Here is a 13993-nt window from a genome sequence, read left to right as displayed (position 1 = left end):
AAAGACCGCGAATAGGGGTCTATGACGGGCTCTCGAATTGACTTGGATGGCCTTGAGGCGCAGAAAAGAATTCAAAGGGGAGCAAGTCCGATCAAGGACTTGCGCCTATCCAGCATGAGAGAGAACGAGGGGCTGAATGCCCTGACGTGACCGCGCCCCAACGCGCGGCTACCCGCATTTGAGGTCCTGACGTGACGATCTATCTGCCGATCGCCGAGTTGTCGGTCAACGTGTTCATCATTCTTGGAATGGGCGCGGCTGTCGGCTTTCTCTCGGGCATGTTCGGCGTCGGCGGCGGCTTCCTCATCACGCCACTCCTGATCTTCTACAACATTCCTCCTGTCGTCGCCGTTGCAACCGGCGCGAACCAGGTCGTGGCTTCCTCCGTATCGGGCGCCATTTCGCATTTCCGGCGTGGAACGCTGGATATGAAGCTCGGAACAGTCCTCTTAATAGGAGGGCTCGTTGGTGCGACGATCGGCATCTACATCTTCTCCTGGCTGAGGCGTCTCGGCCAGCTCGATCTGATCATCTCGTTGCTCTACGTGATCTTCCTCGGAACCGTCGGCGGGTTGATGCTGGCGGAGAGCCTGCGGGCGCTTCGCCGGGCCGCCCGCAACGAAGCTGTTCCCCTGAAGCGGCCGGGGCAGCACAACTGGGTGCATCGCCTGCCCTTCAAGATGCGCTTCAAGAAATCGAAGATCTATCTGAGCGTGATCCCGATCCTGGCACTCGGGTTCGGCATCGGCATCCTGACATCGGTCATGGGTGTCGGCGGCGGCTTCATCATGGTCCCGGCCATGATCTATCTTCTGCGCATCCCTACGAATGTCGTCGTCGGCACCTCGCTCTTCCAGATCATCTTCACCACCGCCTACACCACGATCGTCCAGGCGGCGACAAACTATTCCGTCGACATCGTACTCGCCTTCATCCTGATGGTGGCCGGCGTGATTGGCGCGCAATATGGTGTGCGTGTCGGCCAGAAGCTACGCGGCGAGCAGCTGCGCGCGCTGCTGGGGCTTCTCGTGCTCGCGGTCGGGGTGCGTCTAGCGATCGAACTGGTGGTGACGCCTGACGACATCTACTCGCTCGCGATTGGAGGCTGAGATGAAGGCAGCATTCCTCGCTCTTGCTCTGGCTACAATCACCGCTTGGTCGACCCCGGCTGCGGCCCAGGATCCGCTGTCGACACAGCTTGCGGAACGCGAAGGCCTCGAGATCGGCATCTCGACCAACGAGATCGCCATCACATCGGACTTTTCTGGCGCTGATCTCACCGTCTTCGGCGCACTCACAAACACCGACCAGCTGCTTCTTGCGATCGGGCAATACGATATCGTCGTGACCCTGGAAGGGCCACGCGACTGGACGACCGTGCGCCGCAAGGAGCGCCTATTCGGGATCTGGGTCAATCGGACCTCGCTGACTTTCGAGCAAATGCCGATCTCCTATTCTTTGGCCAGCACCCGGCCTGTGGAAGAGATTGCCGAGGACGACGCGCTCACCTCCCTCGGCATCGGCATCGATCACCTCGCGCTGACCCCTACGGGTTTCATCAGCAATTCCGCGAATCTCCGCGAGTTCCGCGACGCTTTCCGCAGACTGAAACAGAATGGTGGTCTCTACCAGCGCGACACGGGTGGCGTGCGTTTCGTCTCATCAAGCCTGTTTCAGGCGACGCTTCGGCTTCCTGCCAATATCCCGAATGGCGTTCATACCGTGCATGCCTACCTGTTCAAGTCCGGCGAGTTCATCGGCGGACGGGAACTGCCGCTGCGCGTCATCAAGACGGGTCTGGAAGAAGCGATCACCGAAGCTGCCCACGAGCAGCCGCTGGCCTATGGTGTCTTTGCCGTCGTGCTGGCGCTGATAACCGGCTGGGCCGCGAGCCTGATCTTCCGGAGGGACTGAGGGCTCAGCCGAGCAGGTTGCCGTAACGCACCGAGTAGATCCGGTCGCGGCCGAGCAGATGCGCGATCAGGTCAGTGCGGGCGAAGAGGCCGGTGAAGGCCTTGTGGCGCAAATCGAGCCCACCCGTGGTGACGCCGAAGGAGGGCATGATCATGCGCAAGCCGTCGCTTGCGAAACACGGACGACGGACGGATTTTTCGCGGCGGCGGACGGTGGCCGACGGGTGGAGATGGCCGGCCACTTCGCCTTTGCCATGGGCAAGCGAGGGTTCGTGGCGGAAGGTGAGGCCCGCGAGCGAGAACTCATCCATGGAACTGCCGGGCAGTGCCGTCGTGCCATCCGGATCGTGGTTGCCATTGATCCAGATGATCTCGCGTCCACCGGCGAGGCCGAGGATCATTTCGCGGAAAACCGAGGGCATGAGAGCAGAACCGACGCGGTCGTGGAAATTGTCGCCGAGGCTGATGATCGTCGCTGGCTGGTACCGTGCCACGACACGCTCCAAAAGCCGCAGCGTCGCGAGCGTGTCATAGGGTGGCAGCAGCTGCCCTCGCCTGGCGAAAGCCGCCCCCTTTTCGAGATGCAGGTCTGACACGACGAGGGTGCGGTGATCGGGCAGGTACATGGCGCCGGTGAGGTCACAGACGGCAGCCACGCCCGAGAGGGCAATCTCGGTCGTCGTCTCCACTGTCTCGATCGGCGCAAGGCGCCCGGCCATCATTCCCGTCATTTGCTCATTCCGCAGCATCCGGCGTCGTCATAGCCGGTCCGAATGATTCACGCCATGGCTTCGGCGATCAGATCGTCTGCCGCCATGGACAGCACATGTTCCTGCGCCTCACCTGCCACCGGCTCCTTGCCGATCTCCAGCATGACCGGGACGGCGAGCGGTGAGATCTGGGTCAGGCGCTTGTGCAGGATATGGCCCTTGATTCGCTCCAGCATATCGGCAAGGCGGGCAATATCCAAAAGTCCGGCGGCGGCATCCTGTCGCGTCGCCTGCATGAGGATATGATCCGGCTCGTGGCTACGCAGCACGTCGTAGATCAGGTCCGAGGACACCGTCACCTGGCGCCCGGACTTTTCCTTGCCGGGATGGCGCTGCTCGATCAGGCCGGCGATCACCGCGCAATTGCGGAAGGTGCGCTTCAGCATGAAGCTTTCGTCGAGCCAGGTTTCCAGATCATCGCCCAGCATGTCCTGGTCAAAGAGGTCTGCGAGGCTGAGTGCTCCCCGCGCGATCAGCGAGCCCATGTCCTCCAAGGCCCATATCGCGAGTGCATAGTCTGTCGCCACAAAGCCCAGCGGCTTTGCCCGCATGCGCTCCAACCGGCGCGTGAGCAGCATGCCGAGCGTCTGATGGGCGAGCCTGCCTTCGAAGGCATAGATGACCATGTAGAAGCGTTCGCCGCGCGGAAAGGTCTCGATCAGCAGGTCGCCGCGCTTGGGCAGCACCGATTTTTCCGCCTGCAGCGACAGCCAGTCGCGTACCTGGTCCGGCAGGCCCTTACGGCGTTCGGGATCATCCAGCATGGCGCGGACCTGCTCGGCGAGATAAGTCGAGAGCGGAAACTTGCCGCCGGCATAAGCCGGGATTTTCGGATCCATCGAAAAGGCGTTGGAGACCAGACATTCATTGTCCCTGATACCTTCGAAGCGCAGCACCTTGCCCGAAAAGAGGAAGGTGTCGCCCTGGGTCAGCTGCTCGAAGAAATATTCCTCGACCTTGCCGAGCGTCATGCCGCCCCGGCCGATTGAGCCCAGATGGTTCCGCTTGACCAGCCTGACGTTGAGCATCGGCATCTCGACGATGGTGCCGAGGTTCAGGCGATACTGCTGGGCGACCTGTGGGTTGGAGACGCGCCAGAGCCCGTCCTTCCGGCGGCGGATGCGGGCGTAGCGTTCATAGGTGCGAAGCGCATAGCCCCCGGTCGCGACGAAATCGACGATGCGAGTGAAGGTCTCGCGCGGCAGGGCCGCATAGGGGAGCGCCGTCGTCACCTCGTGGTACAACTCGTCTTCGTCGAAGGCATCGGCGCAGGCCATGCCGAGCACATGCTGGGCGAGCACGTCGAGCGAGCCTTCGCCGACCGGCGGCGTATCCTGGGCGCCGATATAATTGGCATCGAGTGCGGCCTGGCACTCCATCACCTCGAAACGGTTGGCCGGGACCAGGATCGCCCGCGACGGTTCGTCCATGCGGTGATTGGCGCGGCCGATACGCTGGGCGAGGCGCGATGCGCCCTTCGGCGCGCCGACATGGATGACGAGATCGACATCGCCCCAGTCGATGCCGAGATCGAGCGTCGAGGTGGCGACGACCGCCCGCAGCCGATTTTCTGCCATGGCGGCCTCCACCTTGCGACGTTGCGAAACGTCGAGCGAGCCGTGATGCAGCGCGATCGGCAGGTTGTCGTCATTGACCGTCCAGAGCTCCTGGAACAGCATTTCCGCTTGGGAGCGCGTGTTGACGAAAAGCAGCGTCGTCTGAAAGTCCTTCAGGACCTTGTAGACCTCGGGGATGGCATAGTGTGCCTTGTGCCCGGACCAGGGTATGCGTTCGTCGGTCTGAAGGATGGTGATGTTGGGTCTGGCGCCACCTCCGACAGTGATCAGCCCCGCCGCTGCCTCGCCCTCATCAGGCTGCGCCACCAGCCAGCGGCGCAGGTCCATCGGCTGGGCAACCGTGGCGGAAAGCCCGATGGTCTTCAGACCAGGAGCGAGTTTCCGCAGCCGCGTAAGACCGAGCGACAGCAGATGGCCGCGCTTCGAGGTCACCAGCGAATGCAGCTCGTCGAAGATGACGTAGCGCAGATCCTTGAAGAAGCGCTCCGCGTCCGAATGGGAGATAAGCAATGCGACCTGTTCGGGCGTCGTCAGAAGGATATCCGGCGGATTGGTCTTTTGCCGTTGACGCTTGTGAGCCGGGGTATCGCCGGTGCGGTTCTCGATGGTGATCGGGAGCCCCATCTCGGTGACGGGCTTCATCAGGTTGCGCTCGATATCGACGGCGAGCGCCTTGAGCGGCGAGATGTAAAGCGTATGAATGCCGGTAAAGGCCTCGCCCGGTTTTTTCCGTCCACGCTCGGTCAGTTCCGTCAGCGACGGGAGAAACCCGGCGAGCGTCTTGCCGGCACCGGTGGGTGCGATCAGCAGCAGGCTCTCGCCGCCATTCTCGCCGGATCTCGCCCGGGCCAGCAGCTCCAGCTGATGGTCACGCGGCTGCCAGCCCTTTTCGCCGAACCAACGGAGGAAGGGGGCAGGAAGAAGGGCAAGGGCGGAATCAGCTGTCGTCACCGCCTCAAGGTAGTGGACGGGCGGGGAAAGAGAAGGGGCGAAAGAGGCATCACCTCAGTGCAATATACCTGTCCGAGCGGTGGTTGATCGCGAGGAAGAGGTTCAACACCACGGCGCCGATCACCGAGTAGAGCACCACGGAGGGGCTGACGACGGCGAAGGCCAGTGCCATGACACAGAGGTCGAAGGCGAGTTGCACGAGGCCGGCGCGGATGCCGAAGCGGTCCTGGATATAGACGGCGAGAATGCCGAGGCCGCCGAGGCTGGCGCGGTGGCGGTAGAGCGCCAGAAGGCCGAAGCCGAGCAGCAGGCCACCGAGGATCGCCGCCCAGATCGGCGCGATGCTCTGTATCACGAGGAAGCGGCTCTCGATTTCGACGATGAAGGAGGTGAGGCCGACGGCGACAAAGGTCTTGATGGTGAAATCGAGGCCGACGCGACGCAGCGAAAGAATGTAGAACGGCAGGTTGAGCACGAAGAAAAGTAGACCGAAGCTCCAGCCGCTCCAGTAGTGGAGGACGAAGGCGAGGCCGGCCATGCCGCCCGTCAGAAGTCCGACCTGGGCGAGAAAATAGAGGCCAAGTGCGGCGATCAGACTGCCGGCCACGAGGCCTTGCAGATCCTCTGCGGGGGTGTGGCGGGTCGGGTTAGAATTCCAGATTCCCAGCATGCTTGTCAGTTGCGCCATCACGCTCTCCAGAAAATGACCTCCCAGGCACAAATTGTACCCTAGATCCGCTGGGAAACAAGGACGATAGGTCAGCAAAACTGACCTATCGCGCAAATCGCAAGAAAGCTGCTCGTCAGGCCTTCCGGCTAGCAAGAAACAGTATGCCGGAGACTGGTTTTCCGCCATCCATGCGAATGGTGGAGCGCGACAGCTTCACGAGGTCGAAGCCGTTTTCATCGAGACGGTGCCTTACATGCTGTTCGGTGTGGGCATAACGCAGGCTCGGCGCCAGGATAAAGCCGTCGCCCTCGCCCGCGTCTTCGACCGAAAAGGCGAGAAGCGAGCCGGGTTTCAGGAGCCGCGCCGCAAGCGCGATGGCGTTGGCGAGGTCGCCCAGATACATCAGCACGTCGGCCGCCGAAACGAGGTCGGCTCGGCACTCCGGAAGCCCCACATCGAAGAGACCGGACGCCATCGGATCAAGCGACAGATCGGCCTTGGCAAGGAGGTCATAGTGACCCTTCTCCTCCGCTTTTGCGAGCATGTTGACCGAGAGATCGAAACCCTCCAGGCGGGCCACTCTCTCGCGGATCTCGGCACCGAAAAGACCCGTGCCACAACCGAGATCGACGGCCAGATCGAAGCGCCGATCCTCATGCTCGACGATCAGCTGGGCGAGCTTGGACGGGACCGAATAATCGAGCTTCTCGACCAGTGCCGTATCAAAACGATCGGCATAATCATCGAACAGCGCCTCGACATAGCGAGAGGGCGGCTGGTCTGGAATATCTTCGGCCCCGAGCAGAGCCAGTTTCAACTGCGCGCCGAACAGGTCGACTGAGTCGAGCACGAGCAGTCGGCGTAGTGCCGGGATCGCCTTGTCAGCCTGCCCCGCCTTTGTGGCGTAATCCGCGAGCTGAAGAAGTCCGGCTGGCCAGTCCGGCACCAGTTCCAGGGCCTGCTCCATCAATTCCACCGCTGCCGCATGTTCGCCATTCTCGGCGAGCATGCGGGCATAATCGGCGCGGCGATCGGCGATGACGTCGCCGGACGAGAACTGCGTGGGATGCATCGAAGAGATCCTTGCGCCTGCCAGCATGGGGTGATCCAGCATGGAGCGGGCGCGCGGTCTTGACCGATCACCGGAAAAAACTCAAGTGCTAACGCAAGCACTCGGCTCGCCGGCTTGCAGGGCGGGCCGACTGCGCCCATATCAGCGGACGATAACAGGAGACACGCATGGCTGATGGCCTCAATCGATTTCTCGGCGACACGCCGGGCCGCACGATCGTCAAGCTGATCGTCGTTTCGCTCATCGTCGGCTTTGTGATGTCGATCTTCGGGCTTGACCCGATGGACCTGCTCGACGGCATCAGGTTCTTCATCATCGACCTCTGGTACACGGGGTTCGACGCTCTTGGTCGGGTCGGGCAGTATCTGCTGATCGGCGCTACGATCGTCATTCCCGCCTTCATCCTGCTCCGCCTCTTTGCGTCACGGAACTGAAGGCCTATGTCCAAGCTTGTTTTACATCGCCGCCGGCTGATCCTGATCTCGGCTGGTGTCATGACGGCGGCGATCACCGGCTGCCGGTCCACCGACATTCTCAACCCCGATGACGGCCAGGCCCGGGCTGAGACGGACGCCGCGTTGCCGATGGTGAACCGGCTCCGGCAATCGCGTGGCCTCTCCTCCCTCTCCCGCAGTCGCCCCGCGGAAGTGGCGGCCATCGCCCAGGCCAAGCGCATGGCACGCGCTGGCGAGATGTCGCATCTGATCGGCTTCAACGACAGCTTCGGCGCCCGCATGAAGGGCCACGGGGTGCCGCTGCCTGCGGCCGAAAACATCGCTGCGGGTCAGGATAGCGTCGAACGCGCCGTGCAGGCCTGGATCGATTCCAAGCGGCATCTCGACAACATGACCGGCAGCTTCAACGGGCTCGGCGTCGCCGTCGCCTGGGATTCCGCTTCCGGTAACCGGCCCTATTGGGCCATGGTTCTCTCGGCCTGAGTGATTCCCTCTTTGCTCCGGTCCCCACCGGAGCGATCCATGCATAGCCCATCTTCTTCCGCCACCCGGACCATCGACGTCAACCATCGCAGCGTGCTTGCGATTGCGGTGCCGATGACGCTGGGTTTCGTCACGACGCCGCTTCTGGGGCTGACCGATACCGCCGTCGTCGGACGCAGCGGCGATGCAGCCCAACTGGCAGGACTTGCGATTGCAGCGGCGCTCTTCGATCTGCTCTTCGCCAGTCTGAACTTTCTCCGCGCGTCGACCACGGCCCTCGTTGCCCAGGCGCAGGGACGCGGGGAGCCATCCGAGCTCTTCGCGGTCTTCTGGCGCTCGATCGTCTTGTCAGTCGGCTTCGGGTTGCTGATCCTCGCGGTGTCTCCCGTAATTGTCGGCTTTGGCCCCGCGCTGATGGGCGCCGATGGTGGCGTTCAGGCAGCTGCAGCGACCTATATAGGCATCCGCATTCTGGCGGCTCCCGTAACACTTTCGAATTTCACCCTGCTCGGCTTCGTGCTCGGCCGTGGACTGGGCTCTGTCGGGCTTGCGCTGCAGATTCTGCTGAACGGCGTCAACATCGCCATGTCGATCCTGCTTGGTCTGACTTTCGGATATGGGATTGCAGGTGTCGCCTGGGGCACCGTCATCGGCGAGTTCGTCGCCATGATCGCCGGCTTTGCCTTTGTCTTCTGGCGCTATGGTCACGCCGCAATCCCGCAGGTCTCGATGATCACCGACCGCGCAAAGCTGATGGCGCTGTTCCGGCTCAACCGGGACATCCTGATCCGCACCTTCTCGCTGATCACTGCCTTTACAGTCATGACGCGGATCGGGGCCGGTTTCGGCGCCGTGACGCTCGCGGCCAATGCCGTTCTCATGAACTTCTTCATGATCGCCAGCTTCTATCTCGACGGCATGGCAACGGCGGCCGAGCAGATCACGGGCGAAACGATCGGCGCCAAACAGCGGCGCGCCTTCGAGCGCGCGGTGAAGTTGACAGGGTTCTGGTCCTTCGGCCTGGCTCTGGCGAGCCTTGCATTCTTTCTGGTCTTCGGGTCGGCGATCATCGGCTTCATCACGACGGCCGGAGATGTGCGCAGCGTTGCCGAGACCTATCTGGTCTATGCGGCGCTCACGGCATTGACCGGGGCACTCGCCTTCCACATGGATGGGGTCTTCATCGGCGCGACATGGTCATCCGACATGCGCAACATGATGCTCATCGCGCTGGCGGGCTATCTCGCCAGCGTCGCAGTGCTCGTTCCGCTGTTTGACAATCACGGGCTCTGGATCGCGCTCAACGTGTTTCTTGGTCTACGCGGTCTGTTGCTGCTTGCGCGGCTGAAACCCAAGATCAATCAGACTTTCACCGAAAGCCAGTGATCGAGCCTCGTGTCACGCAATTCGTGGATATTGGCGACCGCTTCACGATCGAGCAGGCCCGACAGACCCCGGACGATCCGTCCTGGCAGAGCCGGTCCTTCATAGACCATGCAGGAATAGAGCTGCACCAAGTCTGCACCCGCGCGGATCTTCTCCAGCGCAGTCTCCGCGGACGACACGCCGCCGACCCCGATGATCGGCAATTCCGGACCAACGCGCTTTCGCATACGGGCGAGAACGGCGGTCGACTTGTCGAAAAGCGGGGCACCGGACAGGCCGCCGGCCTCACCTGAAAGCGTCGGGTCCGTCAGGCCATCGCGTGACAGCGTGGTGTTGGAGACGATGAGACCATCGAGATCATGCGCCGCCGCGACCTCGGCGATGTCGTCCATGCCTTCTTCCGTGAGGTCCGGTGCGATCTTGAGGAAGACCGGCAGGCGCTTGCCGGCGCGCAAGGCTTCTTCTGAACGCGCCGCGAGCACGGCAAACAGGAGCGCATCGAGGCTCTCCTTGGCCTGCAGGTCACGCAGACCCGGGGTGTTCGGCGACGAGATGTTGGCGGTGAAGTAGGTCGCAACGGGATAGAAGCGGCGGATGCCGGCGACATAGTCGGCGATCCGGTCCGTCGCGTCCTTGTTGGCGCCGATGTTCACACCGACGATCCCTGCGCGGTTGCCGCGCGTGGTTAGCCGAGCCAGTGCCGCCTCATGCCCCTCGTTGTTGAAGCCGAGGCGGTTGATCACCGCGCGGTCGCGTTCCAGGCGGAAGATGCGCGGCTTCGGATTGCCGGTCTGAGGCTTGGGCGTCAGCGTGCCGACTTCGGCAAAACCGAAACCGAGCGACAGCAGTGCATCCGGCACCTCGGCATTCTTGTCGTAGCCTGCGGCCATGCCGAGCGGGTTGGGGAAGTGAATGCCGGCAACCGTCTGGGCCAGACGCGGATCGGCAGCCGCCTTGCAGGTCGGGACGAAGCCCGTTTTCAGCGCGGCAACCGAAAGCCCATGGGCGGTTTCCGCATCGAAGAGGAAAAGGCCACGACGGCCGAGCGAGAAGAGGTCCAGCATCAGCGTTTCTCCGCATCGATATCCGGGAAGACATGCAGCCCATCAGCACCGAGGGCTAGGGGCTTTTCCCAGAGCACGGCGTCGAGCGGCAAGTCGGCATAAAGATGGGGGAACAGGTCGCCGCCGCGCGAGGCCTCCCATTTCAGGGCCTCACCGAAGACGGCTGCATCGACCGCGACAAGCAGCAGATCGGACTGGCCGGCAAAGTGCAGACGCGCAGTTTCCACCGCCTGGGCGCCCGTCGAGAAATGGATGTAGCCGTCCTTGAGATCTATGGAAGCGCCTTTGAAAAGGCCCGCGTTGCGCGCCTCCTGCCATAATTCTCGCGGCACGATCTTGTATATGGTCTTTTCCAAGGTCCGGTCTCTCGCAGATCAACAGGGTTGAGGCGGGTTTGCCGCAAACGCGGCCAAATGTCCACGCCCGGAGACACGGACGCCAGGAGGAGGAACAAGATGTCCATCGGCAAGACAGTGCTCACACTGGCGATCCTATCGCTCGACGTTCCCTTCGCCATGGCCCAGGATGCCGCCACCGACCGCTACACGCTGGAGAAATCGGCAAGCGGCTTCGTGCGGCTCGATCGGCAGACGGGGGCAGTGACGCTCTGCACCGAAGCCGATGGAACCCTTACCTGCCGGATGGCGGCTGACGAACGTGCCGCTTATGACGCGGATCTCGCCCGATTGGAAAAGCGGGTCGAAGCGCTGGAAAAACAGGTAGCCGGCGGTGCGGCTGCCAAAAGCGGCGAGCTTCCGAGCGATGCGGAGATCGACCGCTCGATCGGCATCATGGAGCGCTTCATGCGGACTTTCTTCGGGCTGGTACAGGAACTTCAGGGACAGGAGCAGGATCAATCGGGAGATCCCGTTCCGGACAGAACCTGACCACAAACAGGCCTCGTTCACCCATTCGTTGCACGACCATTGTCTAGTGCGTCGTCAAGCGCTAAAAGAATGAGACGCATTCGCGCGCAAAATGACATCGCTCTTGGGAGGGGGCTGTGACATGGCTGCATCGACCTTCATCATCGCCGACGACCATCCGCTGTTTCGGGGCGCCCTGCGCCAGGCCGTAACCGGCATCGACGGCACGCAAACCATCATCGAGGCCGGCGACTTCGAAGCTGCCCGCAAGGCGGCCGCCGAGCATTCGGATGCGGACCTCATGCTGCTCGATCTCGCCATGCCGGGCGTCTCCGGTTTTTCCGGTCTGATGGCGCTGCGCGCCGAATTCGCGAGCCTGCCGCTGGTCATCGTCTCCGCCACCGACGATCCCGTCACCATACGCCGGGCCCTCGAGCTCGGGGCCTCCGGCTTCATTTCGAAGTCAGCGGGGATCGACGAGATCCGCGCGTCCATCCAGTCAGTGCTGGAAGGTGATATCGCCACGCCGGCAAGCTATCAGGGCGGCCAGGAGACGGATCCTGACGTGGCTGATCTGATAAACCGGCTGCGCACGCTTACGCCGCAGCAAAGCCGTGTGCTCGGCATGCTCGGCGAAGGGCTGCTCAACAAGCAGATCGCCTATGAGCTCGGCGTGTCGGAAGCGACGATCAAGGCGCATGTCTCGGCGATCCTCTTGAAGCTCAAGGTGGACAGCCGCACCCAGGCCGTGATCCAGCTTGGCAAGATCAACATGGCCATGGTCGCCTGAGGCAAGCAAGAGGATTTTATTCCTTTTTGCTTTACTATCGGCCTTTGCTGATCTATTGTTTTCGCCATTGCCGGACCGGGGATCCGAAGTGTTCCGGCGCTGAAGAGGCGCGAACATGCTTTCGCATGACAGCATATGGGCCGCGATCGATCGGCTGGCGGAGCAGCATTCGCTGACGCCTTCAGGTCTTGCGCGCCGTGCAGGCCTCGACCCCACCTCCTTCAACAAATCCAAGCGTGTCGGTGCCGATGGCCGGATGCGCTGGCCCTCGACCGAATCCATCGCCAAGGTGCTGGAAGCGACCGGCGCCAGTCTCGACCAGTTCATGCGTTATGTGTCGCCCGACGCCTTGCGCAGCAGCCCGCTGCCCCAGGGGACATTTCCGCCGCAGGCAAGCTCGATCCCCCTGCTCGGCATGGCTCAGGCAGGTGCCGGCGGCTTTTTCGACGATGGCGGCTTTCCTGCCGGCCAGGGCTGGGATCTCGTCGAGTTCCCGGCAGCCCCGGGCCGCAACAACGGGGTCTATGCGCTGGAGGTCCAAGGCGAGAGCATGAAGCCGCTCTACCGTGACGGCGACATCCTGATCGTCGAGCCGGGCGCCCAGGTCCGCCGTGGCGACCGCGTCGTGGTGAAGACCCGCGAAGGCGAAGTCATGGCGAAGATCCTCGCCCGGCAGAGCGCAAAATCGATCGAGCTGCAATCCCTCAATCCGGATCACCCTCCGCGCATGCTGGACATGGGTGATGTCGAATGGGTGGCGCGCATCATCTGGGCGAGCCAATAGGAAAACGCGCCTATGCGACGGATCAGCACCTTCATCGCCGGCGCGGTCGGGCTCCTCTTGTGGGGCTATCTCGTCATGGCAGCCGGAGCGACGCTCCGCGAAGATCCTGTCGACTACAATATCGAGGACCTCGATGTACCTGATCCGTCGGAGCTCGACTTACCCGATGTCGGCTCCCTGCAGGATGACACTGTCGGAGAACCAGCGGTGATCGAAGCCAGGCGGCAGGTACGCAGCATAGAGCCGGATGCCTTTGGATCGCCGGCATTTGAGGACGCGCAAGACCTCGAACGGGTGGCGGCGCGCGCACCGTTGTCCAATGCCGCCGAGCGTACGAAACCGAAGGTGGTTCTCCTGCATCGGCCGTCGAGCCTCGCCGCCGGGATCGTCGCCTTCGGACCGGATCAACGCGTACGCCTGGCTGATCTGATCGAGACGCCTGTGGACCGCATCTGTACCACGGCGGATGGCGAGGTTTGGCCCTGTGGCGCCATGGCACGCACGCAGCAACGCCAATTCCTGCGAAACCGTTCGCTCAGCTGCGAGACCAGCGCCACCGCGTGGCTGGGCGAGATCCGCACACGATGCTGGGTGGGCGTCCAGGATGTGTCCTCCTGGCTTGCCAAATACGGATGGGCAGAGGCGGAGCCGGGCTCCGCACTTGCCGCTCTGACCGAGGAAGCCCGTGCCGCAAGACGCGGGCTTTTTGGTGAGCCCGCACAACGCGCCAGCACGCTCCCTTGAAACGCCCGGTCGGCCCTCCTACTCTTTGCCCACCGCAACTGGAAAACATCTTATATGAACAAGCCCGTATCCCCGGAAGAAGCCCTGATCTTCGTCATGGTGATGGCGTCCGCCGTCGACAATGCCATGGCCGAAAAGGAACTCGTGCGGATTGGCCAGCTGATCGATATTCTTCCGGTCTTCGAGAATTTCGACAAGGAGCGCCTCATCGAGGTGTCGCAGCGCTGCGCGACCCTGCTTTCCGGGCCCGAGGGTCTGGACATAGCGCTCGAAACCATTCGCGACGCCCTGCCGGAATGGCTGCATGAGACCGCCTATGCACTGGCTGTGGAAATCGTTGCCGTCGACCTGACCCTGCGCGCCGAGGAAATGCGCCTGCTGCAGCTGCTGCGGGATCGCCTTGCGCTCGACAAGCTTACCTGCGCCGCCCTGGAGCGCAGCGCCTCAGCCCGCTATCGCCGGGTCTGA

Annotated in this window: 16 protein-coding genes; 10 read left to right on the top strand and 6 right to left on the bottom strand. The window is 62.6% G+C overall.

Annotation, left to right across the window (positions count from 1 at the left end; all coding sequences use genetic code 11):
• Nucleotides 1–191 precede the first annotated feature (191 nt).
• Nucleotides 192–1109, top strand: coding sequence for a sulfite exporter TauE/SafE family protein (locus BW978_RS02460; protein ID WP_076391889.1), 918 nt, complete (start codon nt 192–194; stop codon nt 1107–1109).
• A 1-nt stretch (nt 1110) separates the two neighbouring features.
• Nucleotides 1111–1914 (top strand): TIGR02186 family protein, encoded by an 804-nt coding sequence (locus BW978_RS02455; protein WP_076391887.1) that lies wholly within the window; start codon nt 1111–1113, stop codon nt 1912–1914.
• A 4-nt stretch (nt 1915–1918) separates the two neighbouring features.
• On the opposite strand, the gene pdeM is transcribed toward BW978_RS02455, so the two are convergent.
• From pdeM to BW978_RS02435, 4 genes are all read right to left on the bottom strand, one after another.
• Nucleotides 1919–2635: a ligase-associated DNA damage response endonuclease PdeM gene (gene pdeM, locus BW978_RS02450; RefSeq protein WP_076393138.1), complete on the bottom strand. Its 717-nt coding sequence runs from the start codon at nt 2633–2635 to the stop codon at nt 1919–1921.
• 56 nt (nt 2636–2691) lie between these two features.
• Nucleotides 2692–5211, bottom strand: a complete 2520-nt coding sequence (locus BW978_RS02445; RefSeq protein ID WP_076391885.1) for a ligase-associated DNA damage response DEXH box helicase — start codon at nt 5209–5211, stop codon at nt 2692–2694.
• A 49-nt stretch (nt 5212–5260) separates the two neighbouring features.
• Nucleotides 5261–5899 (bottom strand): YitT family protein, encoded by a 639-nt coding sequence (locus BW978_RS02440; protein WP_076391883.1) that lies wholly within the window; start codon nt 5897–5899, stop codon nt 5261–5263.
• Between the two features lie 115 nt (nt 5900–6014).
• The gene (locus tag BW978_RS02435; protein ID WP_076391881.1) at nt 6015–6953 is read right to left on the bottom strand and encodes a class I SAM-dependent methyltransferase; all 939 of its coding nucleotides are present in this window, start codon (nt 6951–6953) and stop codon (nt 6015–6017) included.
• Between the two features lie 167 nt (nt 6954–7120).
• Here BW978_RS02435 and BW978_RS02430 point away from each other — a divergent pair, with 167 nt between their 5' ends.
• Genes BW978_RS02430 through BW978_RS02420 form a run of 3 tightly spaced genes read left to right on the top strand, consistent with a single transcriptional unit; the run spans nt 7121 to nt 9277 of the window.
• On the top strand, nt 7121–7387 hold the full coding sequence (locus tag BW978_RS02430; protein WP_006727939.1) for a DUF6460 domain-containing protein: 267 nt from the start codon (nt 7121–7123) through the stop codon (nt 7385–7387).
• Nucleotides 7388–7393: 6 nt separating this feature from the next.
• Nucleotides 7394–7891, top strand: coding sequence for a CAP domain-containing protein (locus BW978_RS02425; RefSeq protein WP_076391879.1), 498 nt, complete (start codon nt 7394–7396; stop codon nt 7889–7891).
• A 39-nt stretch (nt 7892–7930) separates the two neighbouring features.
• The gene (locus tag BW978_RS02420; RefSeq protein ID WP_076391877.1) at nt 7931–9277 is read left to right on the top strand and encodes an MATE family efflux transporter; all 1347 of its coding nucleotides are present in this window, start codon (nt 7931–7933) and stop codon (nt 9275–9277) included.
• Here the strand turns inward: BW978_RS02420 and BW978_RS02415 are convergent.
• Together BW978_RS02415 and BW978_RS02410 are read right to left on the bottom strand one after the other, a co-directional pair.
• Nucleotides 9253–10341, bottom strand: a complete 1089-nt coding sequence (locus tag BW978_RS02415) for a quinone-dependent dihydroorotate dehydrogenase (protein WP_076391875.1) — start codon at nt 10339–10341, stop codon at nt 9253–9255. The two genes, BW978_RS02420 and BW978_RS02415, sit on opposite strands and share 25 nt — an antisense overlap.
• A complete protein-coding gene (locus BW978_RS02410; RefSeq protein WP_076391873.1) occupies nt 10341–10697 on the bottom strand; it encodes a DUF952 domain-containing protein in 357 nt (118 codons plus the stop codon). The genes BW978_RS02415 and BW978_RS02410 overlap by 1 nt, the downstream gene beginning before the upstream one ends.
• Before the next feature lie 99 nt (nt 10698–10796).
• On the opposite strand from BW978_RS02410, the gene BW978_RS02405 reads away from it, so the two are divergent.
• The 5 genes from BW978_RS02405 (at nt 10797) to BW978_RS02385 (ending at nt 13993) form a co-directional block, all read left to right on the top strand.
• A complete protein-coding gene (locus BW978_RS02405) occupies nt 10797–11228 on the top strand; it encodes a hypothetical protein (RefSeq protein WP_076391871.1) in 432 nt (143 codons plus the stop codon).
• A gap of 121 nt (nt 11229–11349) precedes the next feature.
• Nucleotides 11350–11997, top strand: a complete 648-nt coding sequence (locus tag BW978_RS02400; RefSeq protein WP_054149065.1) for a response regulator — start codon at nt 11350–11352, stop codon at nt 11995–11997.
• A 115-nt stretch (nt 11998–12112) separates the two neighbouring features.
• Nucleotides 12113–12781, top strand: a complete 669-nt coding sequence (locus tag BW978_RS02395) for a S24 family peptidase (protein WP_076391869.1) — start codon at nt 12113–12115, stop codon at nt 12779–12781.
• A 12-nt stretch (nt 12782–12793) separates the two neighbouring features.
• Nucleotides 12794–13525 carry a thermonuclease family protein gene (locus BW978_RS02390; protein WP_076391867.1) on the top strand — a complete coding sequence of 244 codons (732 nt, stop codon included), beginning with the start codon at nt 12794–12796 and terminating at the stop codon, nt 13523–13525.
• 54 nt (nt 13526–13579) lie between these two features.
• Nucleotides 13580–13993, top strand: a complete 414-nt coding sequence (locus BW978_RS02385) for a tellurite resistance TerB family protein (protein WP_076391865.1) — start codon at nt 13580–13582, stop codon at nt 13991–13993.

Source organism: Rhizobium sp. RU33A, from assembly GCF_900156055.1.
Classification (GTDB): Bacteria; Pseudomonadota; Alphaproteobacteria; order Rhizobiales; family Rhizobiaceae; genus Allorhizobium.
The sequence above is the reverse complement of the archived record's forward strand: the minus strand, read 5'-3'. Positions and strand labels throughout refer to the sequence as shown.